Source organism: Streptomyces achromogenes, assembly GCF_030816715.1.
In the GTDB taxonomy this organism is placed as follows: domain Bacteria; phylum Actinomycetota; class Actinomycetes; order Streptomycetales; family Streptomycetaceae; genus Streptomyces; species Streptomyces achromogenes_A.
Genome location: NZ_JAUSYH010000001.1, coordinates 4,784,689 through 4,803,410 on the forward strand (window position 1 = coordinate 4,784,689; position 18,722 = coordinate 4,803,410).

Below are 18,722 nucleotides of genomic sequence, written 5' to 3' on the forward strand. Positions count from 1 at the left end.
CAAGGAACCCCAGGAAGGACGGCAGTCCGTTGTACGAAGGCGTGGTCCAGGACCTCATCGACGAGCTGGGGCGGCTGCCCGGCGTCGGTCCCAAGAGCGCGCAGCGGATCGCCTTCCACATCCTGCAGGCGGAGCCGACGGACGTACGGCGGCTCGCCCACGCCCTCCTGGAGGTCAAGGCGAAGGTCCGCTTCTGCGCGACCTGCGGCAACGTGGCGCAGGAGGAGCTGTGCGGCATCTGCCGCGACCCGCGCCGCGACCCGAGCTGCATCTGCGTCGTGGAGGAGCCGAAGGACGTCGTCGCGATCGAGCGCACGCGCGAGTTCCGCGGCAAGTACCACGTCCTGGGCGGCGCGATCAGCCCGATCGAGGGGGTCGGCCCCGACGACCTGCGGATAAGGGAACTCCTCGCCCGGCTGGCGGACGGCACGGTCACGGAGCTGATCCTGGCCACCGACCCGAACCTGGAGGGCGAGGCCACCGCCACGTACCTCGCCCGCATGATCAAGCCCATGGGCCTGAAGGTCACCCGCCTGGCCAGCGGCCTCCCGGTGGGTGGCGACCTGGAATACGCGGACGAGGTCACCCTCGGCCGCGCCTTCGAGGGGAGACGACTCCTAGATGTCTGACGCCACGCTGCACGCGACCGGCCCGAACCCGGACGACTTCGCGGTCCAGATCGCGGACCAGGTGGAGAGTTTCCTGGTAGCCGTCACCGAGGTGGCCAAGGGCGACGAACCGGGCTCGGCGGTCCCCTTCCTCCTCCTGGAGGTCTCCCAGCTCCTGCTGGCCGGCGGCCGTCTCGGCGCCCACGAGGACATCGTCCCCGACGAGCGCTACGAGCCCGACCCGGGCTTCGAACCGGACGCCGACGAACTCCGCGAGAACCTGGCCCGGCTGCTGGACCCGGTCGACGTCTACTCCGAGGTCTTCGACCCCTACGAGCCCCGCAAGGCGCCCGTGCCGGCCCGGATCTCCGACGACCTCGCCGACGTGATCGCCGACCTGCGCCACGGCATGGTCCACTACCGCGCGGGCCGCATCACCGAGGCCCTGTGGTGGTGGCAGTTCTCCTACTTCTCCAACTGGGGCTCCACGGCGTCGGCGACGCTGCGCGCCCTGCACTCGGTCCTCGCCCACATCCGCCTGGACCAGCCCCTGGAAGAGCTGGACGGTCTCGACACCGACCAGTCCCCGCTGGGCGACGAGACCCTGGAGTTCGAGGCGGGCCGCGTGATGGCCGAGGAGATCGGCGGCCAACTGGGCGCACGACCCCGCACCTAGGGCGTTTCGAGAGTAGCGTCGTCCGCCCGCCGGGCAGGCGGGACCTCTGAAACACGCCTAGCCGCCGACAGGGGGCTTCGGGGTGGGCGGGTCAGAGGGGCACGGCCGTCCCCGTGACGCCGATCCCGCTGTCCCGTCCGCCGGGCACGGAGACCGTGAGGGTGCTCGGGCGGCCCATGTCGGCGCCCTGGTGGATCGTCAGGGTCTTTGGCGGTGAGACGAGTCCGAGCTCCCGCAGATACCCGCCGAGGGCGGCGGCCGCCGCGCCGGTGGCCGGGTCCTCGACGACCCCGCCGGGCGGGAACGGGTTGCGGGCGTGGAAGACGGTGGGGGACTCCCGCCACACCAGGTCGACGGTGGTCCAGTCCCGGCGGGCCATGAGGGCGGACAGGGCGGGCATGTCGTAGTCGAGGTCGGCCAGCCGGCCGCGGTCGGCCGCGGCGACGACCGGATGCCAGGCCCCGGCGTAGGCCACGCGGGGCGGCAGGGCCGGGTCGAGCTCGTCGGCGGACCAGCGCAGCGCCGCCAGCAGTTCCGTCAGATCGTCATCGGCCAGGGGCTTCGTGCGTGGGGCGACGCTCACGAGGGTCGCCACCGTGGTGCCGTCGTCGGCCACGGCGGTGGTGACGGGGACCGTCCCGACGCCCGTGTGCAGGACCAGCGAGCCCGTTCCGTGCCGCTCGGCGTGGGCGACCGCCGTGGCGATCGTCGCGTGGCCGCAGAACGGCACTTCGGCGAGCGGGCTGAAGTACCGGACGGCCAGGCCGCCGTCGTCGGACGGCACGGCGAACGCCGTCTCGGAGTAGCCGACTTCGGCCGCCGTCGCCAGCATGGTCTTCTCGTCGATGCCGGTGGCGTCGAGCACCACGCCGGCGGGGTTGCCCCCGGCCGGGTCGGTGCCGAAGGCCACATAGCGCAGAACCTCCATGCGGCGACCGTAGCGCAGCCCGCGGCGGGCCGTCCCCACCCACCGGCGCCGCCGAAGAATTGGGCGGGGCTTAAACGTCCCCTGTACGGCGGCTGCACGGGCGCTAACCGGCCGGACGCGAGTCTTGAGTCATCCAACCGCACCAAGCCGCACAGGAGTTGCGATGACCCGCAAGACCCGCATACGCGCCGCCCTCGTCACCGCCACCGCCGTCGTCACCGCGGCCACGGTGTCGGTCGGCGTCAGTGCGGCCGGCCCCGAGAAGCCCTCGAAGCCCAGCAAGAAGCAGATCGCCGCGCTGTTCGACGGCTGGAACGCCGCGCTGCAGACCCGTGACCCGGAGGTCGTGGCCGACCGCTACGCCAAGAACGCGGTCCTGCTGCCCACCCTCTCCAACAAGGTCCGCGCCGACCACGCCGGCATCGTGGACTACATGGAGCACTTCCTCCAGAACAAGCCGGTCGGCAAGAAGATCGAGACGCACATCAACGTCCTCGACGGCAACTCCGCCCTGGACAGCGGCGTGTACCAGTTCACCCTCACCGACCCCGCCACCGGCAAGAAGCGCGTCGTCGAGGCCCGTTACACCTACGAGTACGAGAAGCGCGGCGGCAAGTGGCTGATCGTCAACCACCACTCGTCGGCGATGCCCGAGAGCTGACCGCCGCGGATCACCCCGCGCGCGGGGCCGCCCGGAGCGTGAAGCACACGCGCAGACCGCCCCCGGGAGCATCCTCGAGGCTCACCGTCCCGCCGTCGTCCGTCACCAGCTGTCTGACGACGGCGAGGCCGAGCCCGGAGCCGGAGCGCCCGGTGAGGCCCTGACCGCGCCAGAAGCGGTCGAAGGCGCGGGACTTCTCCGCGTCCGACATGCCCGGACCCTCGTCCGCCACCGACAGGACCACTTCGCCCGCCCCGGACTCCAGCCGGACGGTGATCATCCCGCCGTCCGGCGACACCTCCAGGGCGTTCGAGAGCACGTTGTCCAGCACCTGTTCCAGATGACCGGGGCTGGCCAGCACAGACGGCCGGCCGTCGACACCACTCCCCCTGAGCGCGATGGTGACTCCGCGCTCGTCGGCGGCCGGTCTCCACACCGTCAGCCGTTCGGCCACGATGTCCTTCAACGGCAGCGGCTCCGCCGCCGTCACCTTGGCCTCGGCGCGGGCCAGCACCAGCAGACCGTTCACCAGCCGGCTCATGCGGACCACCTCTGCCGTGGCCTGCTCCACGTCCTCGCGGACGAACTCGTCGTCCACGCCGTCCGCGATGTTGTCCAGCGACAGCCGCAGCGCCGTGAGCGGCGTGCGGAGCTGGTGCGAGGCGTCCGCGACGAAGATGCGCTGCGAGGCCACCAGCGTGTCCAGGCGTTCGGCGCCCTGGTTGAGGGTGCGCGCCAGCGTCTGGGTCTCCGGCGGGCCCGTCACCGGGGAGCGCGCGGTCAGGTCCCCGTCGCTGAACCTGCTCGCCATGGAGTTGAGGGCGCGCAGCGGCGCGGTGATCCGGCGGGCGGCGTACGCGCCGATCGCCGCGGCCGCCGCCAGGACGAGGACGGCGAGCCCGGCGCGGAAGCCCCAGATGCTCCACAGCCGCCGGGTCATGTCCGAGGTGGAGTAGACGATCCGCACGGCCGCCTCACCCTGGGCGGGCACGGTGACCGTCAGGTGCTCGCCCCAGATGAAGTCCGAGCCCCAGTCGGTCGTCGGCTCGTTCTGCCGCACGGCCCGGGTCAGCGCGGGGCCCGCGGCGGGTTCCGGCAGGTCCGGGGCGCAGTTGCGGGTGGGGGTCACCTGGACGTTGCCGGGGGTCCCTTCGCCGTACGCCTCGGCCACCTCGGTCAGCGCCTCGCACGAGATGCGGTCGCCGTTGCCCAGCAGCAGCGCCATGGTGTGGGCCTCGCGCAGGACGGACAGCTCGGTGTCGTCGCGCAGTTGCTTGGTGAGCGTGAAGGCGACCGGCACCGTGAACAGCAGGATGGCGACCGCGACCAGCAGGATGTAGCTGCGGATGAGCTGGCGGTTCATGCGGACTCGGCGTCCTCGACGATCTCCAAGCGGAAGCCGACCCCGCGCACCGCCGCGATGGCGACGACCCCGGCGAGCTTCCGCCGCAGGGCCGCCACGTGCACGTCCAGCGTCTTCGTCGGGCCGAACCAGTTCGCGTCCCAGACCGCTTCCATGATCTGTTCCCGCGACATCAGCGCGCCCGGCTCCTCGGTGAGGAAGGCGAGCAGGTCGTACTCCTTCGGCGCGAGCGCGATCTCCGCGCCGTCCACGTGGACGCGGGCCGCCTTGCGGTCGATCGAGAGGCGTGCCCCGTACCGGTCGGCCGGGGCGCCGGCGGCCGTGCGCGGCTGCACGCGCCGCATCACCGCGCGTATCCGGGCGATGACCTCGCGCACCCCGAACGGCTTGGACACGTAGTCGTCGGCGCCCAGCTCCAGGCCGACCACCCGGTCCGTCTCGTCGCTGCGGGCGCTGATCACGATGATCGGCACGCTGCCGCGCTCACGTAGCGCCTTGCAGACGTCGAGGCCGTCGGTGTCGGGCAGCCCCAGGTCCAGCAGGACCACGTCGTAGGGGCCCGGGTGGGCGAGGGCGGCGGCGCCGGTGCTCACCCAGTCGACCGCGAAGCCGTACCGCTTCAGCCCGCGTCGGAGCGATTCGGCGACCGGCTCGTCGTCTTCCACCAGAAGTACGTGCACGTTCGCACACTAGTCCTCCACGTCCTTGAAACTTAATTCACAGCTATCACCGGCGCGGAAGTGGGCAGGGACCACCAGAGCGAGCGCCCGGCATCTCACCATGCGGTACCCCGGAGGTGGATTTCGGGCGCTCGTTAGACTGAGCCGACCGCAGTACAAGGGCGTATGTGCGGAAAGAGACAAACTGAGCGAGGAGCGCACGTGGGCCTTGTCGTGCAGAAGTACGGAGGCTCCTCCGTAGCCGATGCCGAGGGCATCAAGCGCGTCGCCAAGCGGATCGTGGAAGCGAAGAAGAACGGCCACCAGGTGGTCGTTGTCGTTTCCGCGATGGGCGACACGACGGACGAGCTGATCGATCTCGCCGAGCAGGTGTCACCGATGCCCAGCGGCCGGGAGTTCGACATGCTGCTGACCGCCGGAGAGCGGATCTCCATGGCCCTGCTGGCCATGGCGATCAAGAACCTGGGCCACAGCGCCCAGTCGTTCACCGGCAGCCAGGCAGGTGTCATCACCGACTCGGTCCACAACAAAGCCCGGATCATCGACGTCACGCCGGGCCGCATCCGGACCGCGCTGGACGAGGGCAACATCGCCATCGTCGCCGGGTTCCAGGGCGTCAGCCAGGACAAGAAGGACATCACCACGCTCGGGCGCGGCGGGTCCGACACGACGGCCGTGGCCCTCGCCGCCGCACTCGACGCCGAGGTCTGCGAGATCTACACCGACGTGGACGGCGTGTTCACCGCCGACCCGCGGGTGGTGAAGAAGGCCCGCAAGATCGACTGGATCGCCTTCGAGGACATGCTGGAGCTCGCGGCCTCCGGCTCCAAGGTGCTGCTCCACCGCTGTGTGGAGTACGCCCGCCGCTACGACATCCCGATCCACGTCCGCTCCTCCTTCAGCGGGCACGAGGGCACGTGGGTCAGCAGTGCACCGATCGAGCAAGGGGACAAGCCGGTGGAGCAGGCCATCATCTCCGGTGTCGCGCACGACACCTCCGAGGCCAAGGTCACGGTCGTCGGCGTGCCGGACAAGCCGGGCGAGGCCGCCGTGATCTTCCGGACGATCGCCGACGCCGAGATCAACATCGACATGATCGTGCAGAACGTGTCCGCGGCCTCCACCGGTCTGACGGACATCTCCTTCACGCTGCCCAAGGCCGAGGGCCGCAAGGCCATCGACGCGCTGGAGAAGAACAAGTCCGGCATCGGCTTCGACTCGCTGCGCTACGACGACCAGATCGGCAAGATCTCCCTGGTCGGCGCCGGAATGAAGACGAACCCGGGTGTCACGGCCGACTTCTTCAAGGCCCTGGCCGACGCGGGCGTCAACATCGAGCTCATCTCGACCTCCGAGATCCGCATCTCGGTCGTGACCCGCGCCGACGACGTCAACGAGGCCGTGCGCGCCGTGCACACCGCCTTCGGGCTCGACTCCGACAGCGACGAGGCCGTCGTCTACGGGGGCACCGGGCGTTGATCTCGGCAACGCGCCGACCGACGCTCGCGGTCGTGGGGGCGACCGGTGCGGTCGGCACGGTCATGCTGCGGATCCTGTCCCAGCGGGCCGACGTCTGGGGTGAGATCAGACTCGTCGCCTCGGCGCGCTCGGCCGGCCGCAAGCTGGCCGTGCGCGGCGAGGAGGTCGAGGTGCTGGCCCTGTCGGAGGAGGTCTTCGACGGGGTCGACGTCGCGATGTTCGACGTTCCCGACGAGGTCGCGGCCCAGTGGGCGCCGGTCGCCGCCGCCCGGGGCGTGGTCGTGGTGGACAACTCCGGCGCCTTCCGGATGGACCCGGAGGTGCCGCTGGTGGTGCCCGAGGTCAACGCGCACGCGGTGCGGGTCCGGCCGCGCGGGATCGTCGCCAACCCCAACTGCACCACCCTCTCGATGATCGTCGCCCTGGGCGCGCTGCACGCCGAGTACGGGCTGCGCGAGCTGGTGGTGTCGTCGTACCAGGCGGTCAGCGGGGCCGGCCGGGCCGGCGTGGAGACGCTGCGGGAGCAGATCGCCATGGTCGCCGGCACCGAGCTGGGCACCCACCCGGGCGACGTGCGGCGGGCCGTCGGCGACCGCACCGGGCCGTTCCCCGACCCGGTGGCGCTGAACGTCGTCCCGTGGGCGGGGTCGCTGCGCGCGGACGGCTGGTCGTCCGAGGAGATGAAGGTGCGGGACGAGACCCGCAAGATCCTCGGCCTGCCCAAGCTGCCGGTGGCCGTGACCTGCGTCCGCGTCCCGGTCGTCACGGGGCACTCCGTCACCGTCCATGCCCGCTTCCAGGACACGGTCACCGTCGAGGGCGCTCGCGAGATCATCGCGACGGCCCCCGGCGTCGTCCTCTTCGACAACCCGGCGGCGGGCGAGTTCCCCACCCCCGCCGACGTGGTCGGCACCGACCCCACCTGGGTGGGCCGGGTGCGCCGGGCCCTCGACGACCCGACGGCGCTGGAGCTGTTCGTGTGCGGGGACAACCTGCGCAAGGGGGCCGCGCTGAACACCGCCCAGATCGCGGAGCTGCTCGCGGCCGAGCTGTCCTGAGGCGGCTGTCCTGAGGCGGTGGTCCCGAGGAGGTACTCCTGGGGCGACGGTCCTGGCGCGGCGGCCCCGAGGCGGCGGGAGCCGGCCCGAGGTGCGGGTGCCGGGCGGGGCGGCGCGTAATTGTAGGATCTTTCAAGCAATGTGAGCCGGTCGACGGTCCGAACCACTTGTATCGGGCACCTTGGGCATCCGAAGATTTTCTCCCCGCTCTCCGCAACCGTGCGCAGGGCGGGGAGCGTCTTTGCCGTCACCCTCAGGGGTGCGCAGAGGTGTGAACGATCACAGCGTCCCGGTCGCGGTGGCAGCGTACGGGGACGCGGTGGTCCGGGCGTGGGGACGCCCGTTCCTATGGGACACAGGGGAAGAGCGGGACACATGAGACGGGTACGCGTGACCGTGGCCGACGCAAACGTGACGCCGGACGCGTACAACCCCTCAGGGGGGACGTGCGTCCAACAGGCGTGGCAGAGGTACTCGAACTTCCGATGGCGCCCGGCGGCGCGGCCCTGCGGCCGCCGCTCGGCGTCCGCCGCCCGCGTGCGTCCGGCACGGCCGGCGGCCTGCCGGTGATCGCGCCCATGCCCGCAGCGCGGCCCACCCGCGTCCCCGGTCAGCGTGACGGTGTGGAAGAGGTCGAGGGAGCGGCGGCCGTCGGCACCACCGTCGACCACCTCACCGAGACCTACCGGGCCCACTACCGCTCGCTGCTCGGTCTCGCCGCCCTCCTCCTCGACGACACCGCCTCCTGCGAGGACGTCGTCCAGGAGGCCTTCATCCGCGTCCACTCCGCACGCAAACGCGTCCGCGAACCCGAGAAGACCCTCGCCTACCTGCGTCAGACGGTCGTCAACCTCTCCCGCTCCGCGCTGCGCCGCCGCATCCTCGGCCTGAAGCTGCTGTCCAAGCCGATGCCGGACATGGCCAGCGCGGAGGAGGGCGCGTACGACCAGCTCGAGCGCGACTCGCTCATCAAGGCGATGAAGGGCCTGCAGCGCCGGCAGCGCGAGGTCCTCGTGCTGCGCTACTTCGCGGACATGACGGAAGCGCAGGTCGCCGAGACCCTCGGCATCTCCCTCGGCTCGGTCAAGGCCTACGGCTCACGCGGCATCGCCGCGCTGCGCATAGCCATGGAGGAGCCGGCGTGAGCGAGGAACCCGAAGAGCGTGGCTCCCACGGGAGCCACGACGGGCACGAGCGCGACGAGCCCCCCGCGCGGCGGCAGCCGACGACCCCGCCGCGCACACCCGAGCCGACGACATCGCACGCTGGGAACTCAACCGTGAACCACCACCTCGACGACCAGGGCCCCGACGGGCTCGACTCGGACGAGCTGGCACTGCGCCGGATGCTCCACGACGTCGTCCAGGAGATGGAGCCGCGCGACGGCGCCCTGGACCACCTGCGGCGAGCCGTCCCCGTCCGCCGGGCCCGCAAGCGGCAGGCGGTCGTCGGCATGGCGGCCGCGGCCCTCTTCCTCGGCACCGCCGTCCCCGCCGTGCTGCACGTCTCGAACGCGGGCGGCTCCGACGCCAACCCTTCGATCGCCGGCCAGGCCTCACAGGCGCAGGGGGGAACCGATCAGGGCAAGAACCCCGACGGCGGCTCCTCGGGCAAGGTCGGCGACTCCTCCGGCGGCACCGGTGACCAGGACAAGGGCGGCGCCACCGACTCCGGCCAGGGCAAGGAGTCCGCGGCCGGCGCCGCCTCCAGTGGCGCCGGGCCCACCTCCTCGGCCCCGGCGACCGCGCCCCCCTGCACACCGGACCAGCTCGACGGCGGCGCACCCACCGTCGCCGGCCCCGACGCGGCGGGCATCGTGTACGGCGCCTTCCGGGTGCAGAACTCCTCCGCCGCCGGCTGCAGCGTCCGCGGCGCCGTCGCCCTGTCGTTCGACGTCCAGGGCGCGGCCGACGCCGCCAGGATCACCGTGGTGGAGCACGCCTCCGGGGACGCGGCGGCCGGCCTGCCCGACCCCTCCCTGTACGTCCCGCAGCTCACCCTCGCACCCGGCTCCGCCTACGAGGTGAAGTTCGCCTGGGCGCCCGCCGAGACCTGCCCCACCACGGGCGGCTCCGGCGGTGACAGCGGCGGCACGGCGTCCCCCTCGCCGACCCCCTCCGAACCGGCCGGCACCACCGGCGAGACGACCTCCGGCACCGCGGCCCAGCTGTTCACCGAGGACGGCACGACCGGCACCGCCGAAGGCAGCGTCGTCGTGTCCTACACGACCGGCGCCGGAGCGCCCACGCTCAAGGCGACGGTGCCGAACGCCTGCGTCGGGACGATCTACCGGACGGGCGTGCTCGCCTCGTCCTGAACCACCGGCCCGGCGACCTCCTCGGGAACGATCCCGAGGGCAGCGTCCCGGGCGGACTCCACCTCGCGGCGCAGCAGCCGGAACCACATGAACACCACGAACCCGGCGAAGACGAACCACTCGCCGGTGTAGCCCAGGTTCTGGAACGCCTTCAGGTCGAGCCCGCTGTTCGGGGCCGCGCTCACCGGCACCGTCGTCATCGGCGCGTCGGCCTTGTCGAGCGTGACCCAGGCGTCGTACAGGTCGTACGGCACCAGGTTGATCAGGGACGCGGCGCTGATCGCGGCGGTCTGCCCGGCCGGCAGGCCGCCCCGGGCGCTCACCCCGTTGTCGCCGGGCTGCTCCGAGGCCTGCAGTGCTCCGGTGACGGTGACCTCGCCGGCGGGCGCGGCCGGGGCCTTCGCGGCGTCGGCGGCGCCGGGCAGCCAGCCGCGCACCACGGGCAGCGCCTTGCCGGCGTCGGTGCGCAGCAGGGTCAGCACGTAGAAGCCGTCCCGGCCGTCCAGCTCACGGCCCGGCACGAGCAGCTGGTCGCCGTAGCGACCGCGGGCGGTGACCTGCCTGCCGGAGGTCTCCTGGTCCACGGGGAGCAGCTCGGCCAGCGGACGGGCCGCCCCGGTGCGGGCCGAGGCGGCCTGCGCCTTCGCCTCGCGGTGGCCGTCCACCCGCGACTCGAACCGGCTCAGCTGCCACGACCCCATGAACAGGCAGAAGGGGATGGCCAGCAGCACGAAGACGTTGATCCCCCACCAGCGGGGCGTCAGCAGGAACCGGTACACGTCGTCCACGGTACGGGGCGGACGCGGGCCCCCGCCGGGCGGGGGGTGAGGCCCTGGAGTGCGAACCAGGTGGGAAGTCGGTGGGAAGTCCCGCAAGGGTGACGACGGTGGCGTCTCATTGCCCGCGCGGGCGGGCAATATGGGGCCATGATTGAGAGCAACGGGTCCGACGCACCCGAGCCGTACGAGGAGACGCCGGACTGGGAGCAGCGGTTCCGCGCCGCGCGCGTCTCTCTGCCCGACTGGGCGGAGGACGCCCCCGACCACTGCCTTTTCGTGTCGAACGCGACCGGGACCTACGAGCTGTACGCCTGGGACCGCGCCACGGGCGACCAGCGTCAGGTGACCGACCGGGCCAACGGCACGACGGACGGCGTGCTCTCCCCGGACGGCGCCTGGATCTGGTGGTTCGACGACAAGGACGGCGACGAGTTCGGCGTCTGGCGCCGGCAGCGCTTCGAGGGCGGCGAGGACGAACTGGCCGCGCCGGGCCTGGACGCCTCCTACCCGGCCGGCCTGGCCCTCGGCCGCGACGGCCGCACGGCTGTGGTCGGCCGCTCCACGGACGAGGAGGGCACCACGATCCACGTGGCACGCGTCGGCGAGCCCCCCTTCGAGCTGTACCGCCACCGCGAGTCGGCGGGCGTCGGCGACCTCTCCCACGACGGCTCGCTGATCGCCGTCGAGCACACCGAGCACGGCGACGCGATGCACTCGGCGCTGCGCGTCCTGCGTCCGGACGGCACCACGGTCGCCGAGCTGGACGACACCCGGGGCGGGACCGAGGAGCTGGGCCTGGAGGTGCTGGGCTTCGCGCCGGTCGACGGCGACACCCGGCTGCTCATCGGCCACCAGCGCCGCGGCCGCTGGGAGCCCCTGGTCTGGGACACGGCCACCGGGTCGGAGACGGACCTGGCCCTGGACCTGCCGGGCGACGTCAGCGCCGAGTGGTACCCCGACGGCTCGGGCCTGCTCGTCGCGCACAGCTTCGAGGCGCGCAGCGAGCTGTTCCGCTACGACCTGGCGAGCGCCCGGCTGGAACGGATCCCGACCCCGCCGGGCACCGTCTCCGGGGCGACCGCCCGGCCGGACGGCAGCGTGGAGTACCTGTGGTCGTCGGCCGCCCAGCCGCCGGCCGTCCGCTCGACCGCCGGCGGCGTGGTCCTCGACCCGCCCGGGACGAAGTCCCCGGGGTCGGTCCCGGTGCGGGACGTGTGGGTGGAGGGCCCCGGCGGCCGCATCCACGCGCTGGTGCAGAAGCCCGCGGGAGCCGACGGCCCGCTGCCCACCGTCTTCGACATCCACGGCGGCCCGACCTGGCACGACAGCGACGCCTTCGCGGCCGCGCCGGCCGCCTGGGTGGACCACGGCTACGCGGTCGTCCGCATCAACTACCGCGGCTCCACGGGATACGGCCGGGCCTGGACGGACGCCCTGAAGCACCGGGTGGGGCTGATCGAGCTGGAGGACATCGAGGCGGTACGGGAGTGGGCGGTGGGCTCGGGTCTGTCCGACCCCTCCCGGCTGATCCTCACCGGCGGTTCCTGGGGCGGCTACCTCACCCTGCTCGGTCTCGGCGTCCAGCCCGACGCGTGGACCGTGGGCATCGCGGCCGTCCCCGTCGCCGACTACGTCACGGCCTACCACGACGAGATGGAGGCCCTGAAGGCGATGGACCGCACGCTGCTGGGCGGCACCCCGGAGGAGGTCCCGGAGCGCTTCGAGGCCTCGTCCCCGCTGACGTACGTCGACAAGGTGCGGGCCCCCGTCTACATCTCGGCCGGGGTGAACGACCCCCGCTGCCCCATCCGCCAGATCGACAACTACGTCGAGCGCCTGAAGGCCCGCGGAGCGGTGCACGAGGTGTACCGCTACGACGCCGGCCACGGCTCCCTGGTGGTGGACGAGCGCATCAAACAGGTCCGTCTGGAACTGGAGTTCGCGGAGAAGCACCTGAAGTACCTGAAGTAACCGCCCGGACGCCCCACGTGCGCCCCGATTCCGGCGGGGCGGCGAGGGGGGTGGGCCCGGAGGCGAACCCCTATGCCCCCGACCCCCCTCGCCGCCGACGCCGCACCAACTCCGCCAGCCCCCGCCGAGTCGCAGCCAGCACCACCCGGTCGGTCCCCCGCAGCACATACGTGTCCGGCAGATCCCACACCAGCCCCGACGCACCGCCCGCGCCCGCCCGACCCCGCCCGGCATCCAGCGCCAGCACCCGCCAGTACCCCGCCCGGAACGCCTCCCCGACGGTCCTGCCCTCCAGCTGCGCATGCCCGCCCACGTCGAGCGAGGCGAACAGCAGCACCCGCCGCTCCACCGGGATCGCCCCCAGGATCTGCCGCCCCATCATGGCCCCCGCGAACGACGGCGCCGCGAGATGTGACACGCTCCGGCTGCGGGTCAGCGCCTGCGGATGGGCGGCCCGCAGGGTGCGGTACACGGCGGTCGCGAAGTCGTCGTCGTACAGCCGCAGCACCACCCGCAGATCGGGCCGCAGCGACCGCGCGTACAGCGCGGCCTCCAGGTTCGTGGTGTCGGAACTGGTGACCGCGAGCAGCGCGTGCGCCCGGTGGATCTTCGCGGCCTCCAGCACGCCCTCCTGCGTGACGTCCCCCAGCACCACCGGCACCCGCAGCCGCCGCGCCACCGCGAGCCCCCGCGCCTCGGGCCCGGCTTCCACGCACACCACCGGGATGTTCAGCTGCCGCAGCCGGACCAGCACCCGGGTGCCGATCTTCCCGAGCCCGAGCAGCACGACATGCCCGCCCAGTCCCCGGGGCGGCCGGCGCAGCGACCCCGCGCCTCGGAAGGTGCCGAGCGCCTCCAGCACCGCCGCCAGCAGCACCGGCAGCAGCAGTAGCCCCATCAGTCCGGACAGCAGTTGCAGGATCTGCCGCTCGGTGGAGGCCCCGATCGCCGGGTCGTTGACGGCGAACAGGTCCAGCAGCGTCAGGTACAGCGCGCCCAGCGGATGGATCCCGGTCACCAGCCACAGCGCCACCGCCAGCGCGAACACGCAGCCGACCAGCCCGGCCACGGACCACCGCAGCCGCCGGGAGAACAGCGAGGAGAACGGCGCCCGCACCCCGACCCCGCGCCCGGACGGCTGTGCCGGCCCCGCCGAGTAGGCGACCTGCTCCAGCACGACCGACCCGCGCCGGCCGGTCGCGGCCGCCTCCCGCACCGCGGCGTCGTCGGGCAGCAGCAGGGGTCCCTGGTCGCCGCTGGTCTCGGAACCGTACGCGAAGGCCGGGTCGCCGCCGTTCGCCGACAGCAGCGCGAGCGTGGGACGTTCCGGCTCACCGGCCTCGCCCGGACCGTACGGCGGCCGCTCGACGGCCCGCAGCAGCAGCCCGTTCGTCTGGACGACCTTGCTGGTGCCGACGACGGCGGTCGCGACGAGCGCGGGAGCGGCGGTGTCGGCGTCGGACAGCACCGTCGTCGACGCGTCGCCGCCGGCATACGCCGAGTGCCCGTGGCGTCCGGAGTCCCCGGAGCCTGGGTCGGCCGCGGCGGCCAACGCGGCGGCCTGGTCCAGGAGTTCCTCGATGTGCTGGCCCAACCGCCGGTTGTAGAGCCGCAGGACGAGCCGCAGCCGGGGGTTGAGCCGGCGCGCGGTGAGGGCGGCCCGGATGTTGGTCTCGTCGTCGTCGTACACCAGCGCCAGGGCGGCGGCCCGTTCCACGCCCGCCTCGGCGAGCACCGCCTCGGTGGCCTCGACGGCCTCCAACGTCCTCTGCCCGCCCACGGGTTCACCCGGCGGGACGGGTGCGCCGCCGGCCGCCGCCCGGTTGACGGCCGCGCTCACCACCCGGTCGAGCAGCGCCGCCGACACCGCCCGGGCCCGCCCGACGACCGGCGGCCGCACCGTACGCTCGGAGGGCGGCACGACGAGCGTGACCTGCTCCTCGTACACTCCCCGCAGCTCGGCTGCGAGCCGGTGCGCCAGACCGTCGTCCCCGCACACCACCATGTGCGCGCCCGCGGCACCCGGCGGCTGACCCTGATTCGGAAGGTTTACCACGAGGGAGAAGACTGCCTCACCGGTACGCCGGGTTCCACGGAGTCGGTGAACACCAGGCGCCGGACTTCCGTAGGAAAGGGGAGGGAATGCCAGAAACAGGCAGCGGGCGCAGGTCGGGAACCGGCAGCAGGGACACGCCGGACACCGGAGCCGGCGCCGGCGCGCACGCGGAACCCGGAGGTGCCCGACCCGTGGCCATCGTCGAAGAGGCCCCGCCCACGGGCGAGCGCACCCCGGAGAACCCCGAGGGCGAGCGCACCCCGGAGAACCCCGAGGGCGAGCGCACCCCGGAGAGCCACGAGGACAAGCGCCTCACCTCGCCCCTCGTCCTGACCCTGCTGCTGCTCCTCATGGTGCTGCTGCAGAGCCCGATCCGCCGCGCGCTGTCCGCGCCGGTGATGCAGAGCTGGACGACGGTGTTCGTGGCGGTGGTGGTGCAGGCCCTGCCGTTCCTGGTCCTCGGGGTGCTGCTGTCGGCGGCGATCGCGGTCTACGTGCCGCCCTCCTTCTTCGCCCGCGCCCTGCCGTCCCGGCCGGCGCTCGCCGTCCCGGTCGCCGGGATGGCGGGCGCGGTGCTGCCGGGCTGCGAGTGCGCGTCGGTCCCGGTGGCCGGCGCCCTCGTCCGCCGGGGCGTGACACCGGCCGCGGCGCTCGCCTTCCTCCTCTCCGCCCCGGCGATCAACCCGATCGTGCTGACGGCGACGGCCGTGGCCTTCCCGCGCGACCCGGAAATGGTGCTGGCCCGTTTCGTGGCCAGCCTGGTCGCGGCGTGCACGATGGGCTGGCTGTGGCAGCGCCTCGGGCGCACCGACTGGCTGCGGCTGCCGGCCCACGCGCCGCACGAGGGGGAGACCAGGGGGGCCGCCTTCTGGGACTCGGTCCGGCACGACGTGACGCACGCGGGCGGCTTCCTGGTCGTGGGCGCGATGGCGGCGGCGACCCTGAAGGCCGTCGCCCCGCAGAGCTGGCTGCGCACCGCGGCCGACAACCCGGCGCTCGCCGTCCTGACCCTCGCCGTGCTGGCGGTGGTCCTCTCCATCTGCTCGGAGGCGGACGCGTTCGTCGCCGCGTCCCTCACCCAGTTCTCCCTGACCGCCAGACTCGCGTTCCTGGTGGTCGGCCCGATGATCGACCTCAAGCTGTTCGCGATGCAGGCGGGCACGTTCGGCCGGGGCTTCGCGCTGCGCTTCGCCCCGGCGACCTTCGCGCTGGCCATCGCGTCGGCGGTCCTGACGGGATGGGTGCTGCTGTGAACCGACAGTCCCAGTCGGCCGTGCTGTTCCTGCTCGGTGCGGCCCTGCTGCACGCCGGCGCCACCGACCTGTACCTGCGGTACGTCAAGGCGGGCCTGCGCCCGCTGCTGCTGGCGGCCGGCGCGGTCCTGATCGTCACGGCGCTGGCGACGGCCTGGTACGAGCGCCGCAGGGCCGGCCGACGCCACGCGGAGGGCCACGCGCACCCCGAGCCCCGCGTCTCCTGGCTGCTGATCCTCCCCCTTCTCGCGCTGATCCTCGTCGCCCCGCCCGCCCTGGGCTCGTACAGCGCGACCCGCACCGGCACGGCCCTTCAGGAGCCCCTGGCCTACCCGCCGCTGGCCACGGCCGACCCACTGCCCCTGAGCGTCGTCGACTACGCGGGCCGCGCCGTCTACGACCACGGCCGCACCCTCGCCGGCCGCACGGTCCGGCTGACGGGCTTCGTGGCCCTGGACCACGCCGGCACTCCCTACCTGGTCCGCATGGCGCTCAACTGCTGCGCGGCGGACGCCCAGCCGGTCAAGGTCGGCCTGACCGGCCACATCCCGCCGGTCCTCCAGCCGGACACCTGGCTGGCCGTCACCGGCGTCTACACGCCCCGCGTCGTCCACGACCCGGTCAACGGCGGCCCGATCCCCTTCCTCGAGGTGACCGACGCCCGTCCGGTTCCGACGCCGCGGGACCCCTATGACGAGTCCTGGAACAACTGAGCGTGGCCGCCACCGTACCCGGGGGAACGTCCGAAAGGATCCTTGACCACCCGGGTCGGCGAACCCTTCCGCAACCCCTGGTGGCCGGGCGGTGAGCGCCGCATGATGGGGCCATGACGGCGGCCTTGCGTGCCATGGCACGACTGGTGAACTGGCGGGACCTCGCGGAGGACCGGCCCAGCTGCGGTACCGGCCGGGCACTGCGCTCGGCCGGGGCGGAGATCGTGCACTTCCACTCCGCCCGCAGCGTCGACCTGCATCTCACGGCCCGCGCGATCCGCCGGTTCGAGAGCGACCTGAGACACTCCACCGCGATCCGGCTGCAGCCGGGTTCGCACTGGGTGACCGTCCGCCTGGAGTGCGAGACGGACATCGACCTGCTCATGACGCTGGTCAGCGCCGCCCTCCAGGCACACCAGAGGCACCCCGCCGCCGGCGACGCCCCGCTCCCGCGCTGCAACGACCACCGGGAGGCGACCCTCACCCGCGAGGGCGCGGACGGCGGCGCCCCCCGGCCCTGCGTCCAGTGAGCGTGTGCGGGGCTGTGCGCCCCGGGTGTGCGTCCAGGTGCGGCGCGTCCGCCGGACCGTGGGGCTGTGGAGCTGTGGACGAGCTGTGGGGCCGTGGGGCCGTGGGGCCGTGCCCGCTGTGTGTCTGGTGAGCTGACGATCCGTCAGATATGGTCCCCCTGCCGTGCACACTCGTGCCCGTCAGTGCCGTGCCGTGCCGTGCGACGCCGTTACGGAAGGGTGAGCGCCATGGAGACCCGTTCGACCCGTCCTCCCCGCAGTCCGCAGCCTCCGGGGCCGATCCGCTGGGTGGCGGTGTTCCGCAACGCGACCTCGGGGTCCTGGCGGCCGGCCGCCGAATCCCCCGACCGCACACCGGTGCTGTACGCGATCGGCGAGATGGCCCAGGCCGTACGCGCCCGGGGCGAGGAGGTGGCCGTCGACCTGTGGGGCCCGGGGGAGAACGGGGAGTGGGCACGGTTCGACCCGACCCCGGCGAGCCCTGAAACGTCGGCGCCCGCGGCATCGGTGACCCCGGCCGCCCCGACGAATCCCGCGGCTTCCACTGCGGTGGGGCCGGGCGCGGGGCACGCCCGGCACGTGGAACGCATGGAGGACCGTCGGCACCAGGTGATCATGGCGGGTCTGAGCAGGGCCGGCCTCTACGACCTCGCGGCGGAGGACGTGACGGCCGTCCGCACCCTGGTCGACCACGTCGACGAGGCCACGCTGCGCCGCATCGCGCACTGGATGGCGGTGGCGGCCGGCCCGGTTGAGTGACCTGCCCGCCGGGCAGGCAGGAGGCATGCAGACAGAGCGGGCGCGGGCCGCAGGCGCGAGGGTGTCCGTGGACCCCGCGGTGTGTTACGGCTCGGGCGAGTGCGTCTACCGCGTGCCCTCCGTCTTCACCGTGGCGGACGGGTTCGGGGCGGTGATCCCCGGCCGCGAGCACACGGGCGACGACCCGGAGGTGCGCGCCATGGCGGAACGCTGCCCGTCGCAGGCCATCAGCGTCGGCCGGCCAGGCGAGGTGCGTTGAGCCGCGGCGGCGGTCCCGGGGCTGATCGGTGACTGCCGCCGAGTGCGGTGTGGCGGGGACGGCAGCTGCGGGAGCAGCACAAGGCCCGGCCGCTGGCGACGGGGGATGCACCAGCGACCGGGCTATGGCCAAGGCTAACAAGGCGGCTGGTCCGGCGGGAGCCTCCTTCTCAGCCGCCTCGCCGGTGTGAGCGGGATCACTGCCCTGGCGTGGTCGGGTCGACACCTTCCGTACGAGCCCGCCGAGCCCGCCGAGCCCGCCGAGGCCGTCCCAGCCGCGGGCCGGCGTGGGCGTCCCGCGCCGGTCCGGTCCCGGGGCCGGCCCTACGGCCCGCACGAGGGCTCCCCTGAGAGGCGCCACAGCCCCTCCCTCACGCCGCCACTTCTCGGCCGTCGCCCGGGTGTGCCGCCGCCCGCCGGGGCCGCCGCCCCCGAGGCCGACGAGCCGCCGCCCGCCGGGGCCGCCGCCCCCGAGGTCGACGAGCCGCCGCCCGCCGGGGCCGCCGCCCCCGAGGCCGACGAGCCGCCGCCCGCCGGGCCGCCGAGTCGCCGGAGCCCCGGCGCGGCGATACGTTGAGAACGGATGCAGGTCGCCCGTCCGGCCCGCAGCCCCACCCGCCGACGGCAGGGTGC

At 73.3% G+C, this 18,722-nt stretch carries 19 protein-coding genes; 14 read left to right on the plus strand and 5 right to left on the minus strand.

Annotated features, from left to right (window positions below):
• Nucleotides 1-29 precede the first annotated feature (29 nt).
• Both recR and QF032_RS21540 read left to right on the plus strand, forming a co-directional pair.
• A complete protein-coding gene (gene recR / locus QF032_RS21535) occupies nt 30-629 on the plus strand; it encodes a recombination mediator RecR (RefSeq protein ID WP_057577883.1) in 600 nt (199 codons plus the stop codon).
• Nucleotides 622-1,284 carry a DUF5063 domain-containing protein gene (locus QF032_RS21540; RefSeq protein ID WP_306950240.1) on the plus strand — a complete coding sequence of 221 codons (663 nt, stop codon included), beginning with the start codon at nt 622-624 and terminating at the stop codon, nt 1,282-1,284. The genes recR and QF032_RS21540 overlap by 8 nt, the downstream gene beginning before the upstream one ends.
• Nucleotides 1,285-1,375: 91 nt before the next feature.
• Here the strand turns inward: QF032_RS21540 and QF032_RS21545 are convergent, their stop codons facing one another.
• Entirely contained in the window at nt 1,376-2,212 is an 837-nt protein-coding gene (locus QF032_RS21545) for a PhzF family phenazine biosynthesis protein (RefSeq protein WP_307044851.1), read from the minus strand.
• 163 nt (nt 2,213-2,375) lie between these two features.
• Here QF032_RS21545 and QF032_RS21550 point away from each other — a divergent pair, with 163 nt between their 5' ends.
• Complete coding sequence (locus QF032_RS21550; protein WP_307044853.1) at nt 2,376-2,873, plus strand: SgcJ/EcaC family oxidoreductase; 498 nt, start codon at nt 2,376-2,378, stop codon at nt 2,871-2,873.
• 10 nt (nt 2,874-2,883) lie between these two features.
• Here QF032_RS21550 and QF032_RS21555 read toward each other — a convergent pair whose 3' ends face one another.
• Together QF032_RS21555 and QF032_RS21560 are read right to left on the minus strand one after the other, a co-directional pair.
• Nucleotides 2,884-4,236 (minus strand): sensor histidine kinase, encoded by a 1,353-nt coding sequence (locus tag QF032_RS21555; RefSeq protein ID WP_307044855.1) that lies wholly within the window; start codon nt 4,234-4,236, stop codon nt 2,884-2,886.
• Nucleotides 4,233-4,916 carry a response regulator transcription factor gene (locus tag QF032_RS21560; RefSeq protein WP_307057111.1) on the minus strand — a complete coding sequence of 228 codons (684 nt, stop codon included), beginning with the start codon at nt 4,914-4,916 and terminating at the stop codon, nt 4,233-4,235. The genes QF032_RS21555 and QF032_RS21560 overlap by 4 nt, the downstream gene beginning before the upstream one ends.
• A 201-nt stretch (nt 4,917-5,117) precedes the next feature.
• Here QF032_RS21560 and QF032_RS21565 point away from each other — a divergent pair, with 201 nt between their 5' ends.
• From QF032_RS21565 to QF032_RS21580, 4 genes are all read left to right on the plus strand, one after another.
• Entirely contained in the window at nt 5,118-6,395 is a 1,278-nt protein-coding gene (locus QF032_RS21565) for an aspartate kinase (RefSeq protein ID WP_306950235.1), read from the plus strand.
• Complete coding sequence (locus QF032_RS21570) at nt 6,395-7,453, plus strand: aspartate-semialdehyde dehydrogenase (RefSeq protein ID WP_306955999.1); 1,059 nt, start codon at nt 6,395-6,397, stop codon at nt 7,451-7,453. Before QF032_RS21565 ends, QF032_RS21570 begins: the two co-directional genes overlap by 1 nt.
• A gap of 485 nt (nt 7,454-7,938) precedes the next feature.
• Nucleotides 7,939-8,598 carry a SigE family RNA polymerase sigma factor gene (locus QF032_RS21575; protein ID WP_307050226.1) on the plus strand — a complete coding sequence of 220 codons (660 nt, stop codon included), beginning with the start codon at nt 7,939-7,941 and terminating at the stop codon, nt 8,596-8,598.
• Nucleotides 8,599-8,732: 134 nt separating this feature from the next.
• Complete coding sequence (locus tag QF032_RS21580; protein ID WP_307044859.1) at nt 8,733-9,770, plus strand: hypothetical protein; 1,038 nt, start codon at nt 8,733-8,735, stop codon at nt 9,768-9,770.
• Here the strand turns inward: QF032_RS21580 and QF032_RS21585 are convergent.
• Nucleotides 9,740-10,549 (minus strand): SURF1 family protein, encoded by an 810-nt coding sequence (locus QF032_RS21585; RefSeq protein WP_306955998.1) that lies wholly within the window; start codon nt 10,547-10,549, stop codon nt 9,740-9,742. The two genes, QF032_RS21580 and QF032_RS21585, sit on opposite strands and share 31 nt — an antisense overlap.
• A gap of 147 nt (nt 10,550-10,696) precedes the next feature.
• On the opposite strand from QF032_RS21585, the gene QF032_RS21590 reads away from it, so the two are divergent.
• Nucleotides 10,697-12,520, plus strand: a complete 1,824-nt coding sequence (locus QF032_RS21590) for a S9 family peptidase (RefSeq protein ID WP_307044861.1) — start codon at nt 10,697-10,699, stop codon at nt 12,518-12,520.
• Between the two features lie 70 nt (nt 12,521-12,590).
• Here QF032_RS21590 and QF032_RS21595 read toward each other — a convergent pair whose 3' ends face one another.
• The gene (locus QF032_RS21595) at nt 12,591-14,525 is read right to left on the minus strand and encodes an NAD-binding protein (RefSeq protein WP_307050228.1); all 1,935 of its coding nucleotides are present in this window, start codon (nt 14,523-14,525) and stop codon (nt 12,591-12,593) included.
• Between the two features lie 242 nt (nt 14,526-14,767).
• Between QF032_RS21595 and QF032_RS21600 the strand changes: the two genes are divergently transcribed.
• From QF032_RS21600 to QF032_RS21625, 6 genes are all read left to right on the plus strand, one after another.
• Nucleotides 14,768-15,829, plus strand: a complete 1,062-nt coding sequence (locus QF032_RS21600) for a permease (protein ID WP_307057113.1) — start codon at nt 14,768-14,770, stop codon at nt 15,827-15,829.
• Nucleotides 15,826-16,542 (plus strand): TIGR03943 family putative permease subunit, encoded by a 717-nt coding sequence (locus QF032_RS21605; protein WP_307044863.1) that lies wholly within the window; start codon nt 15,826-15,828, stop codon nt 16,540-16,542. Before QF032_RS21600 ends, QF032_RS21605 begins: the two co-directional genes overlap by 4 nt.
• A 113-nt stretch (nt 16,543-16,655) precedes the next feature.
• Nucleotides 16,656-17,072, plus strand: a complete 417-nt coding sequence (locus QF032_RS21610; protein WP_307057115.1) for a luciferase domain-containing protein — start codon at nt 16,656-16,658, stop codon at nt 17,070-17,072.
• A gap of 228 nt (nt 17,073-17,300) precedes the next feature.
• On the plus strand, nt 17,301-17,831 hold the full coding sequence (locus QF032_RS21615; protein ID WP_307044867.1) for a hypothetical protein: 531 nt from the start codon (nt 17,301-17,303) through the stop codon (nt 17,829-17,831).
• Between the two features lie 25 nt (nt 17,832-17,856).
• On the plus strand, nt 17,857-18,090 hold the full coding sequence (locus QF032_RS21620) for a ferredoxin (protein WP_307057117.1): 234 nt from the start codon (nt 17,857-17,859) through the stop codon (nt 18,088-18,090).
• A 186-nt stretch (nt 18,091-18,276) separates the two neighbouring features.
• Nucleotides 18,277-18,666, plus strand: coding sequence for a hypothetical protein (locus QF032_RS21625; protein ID WP_307057119.1), 390 nt, complete (start codon nt 18,277-18,279; stop codon nt 18,664-18,666).
• The last annotated feature ends 56 nt before the right edge of the window (nt 18,667-18,722 follow it).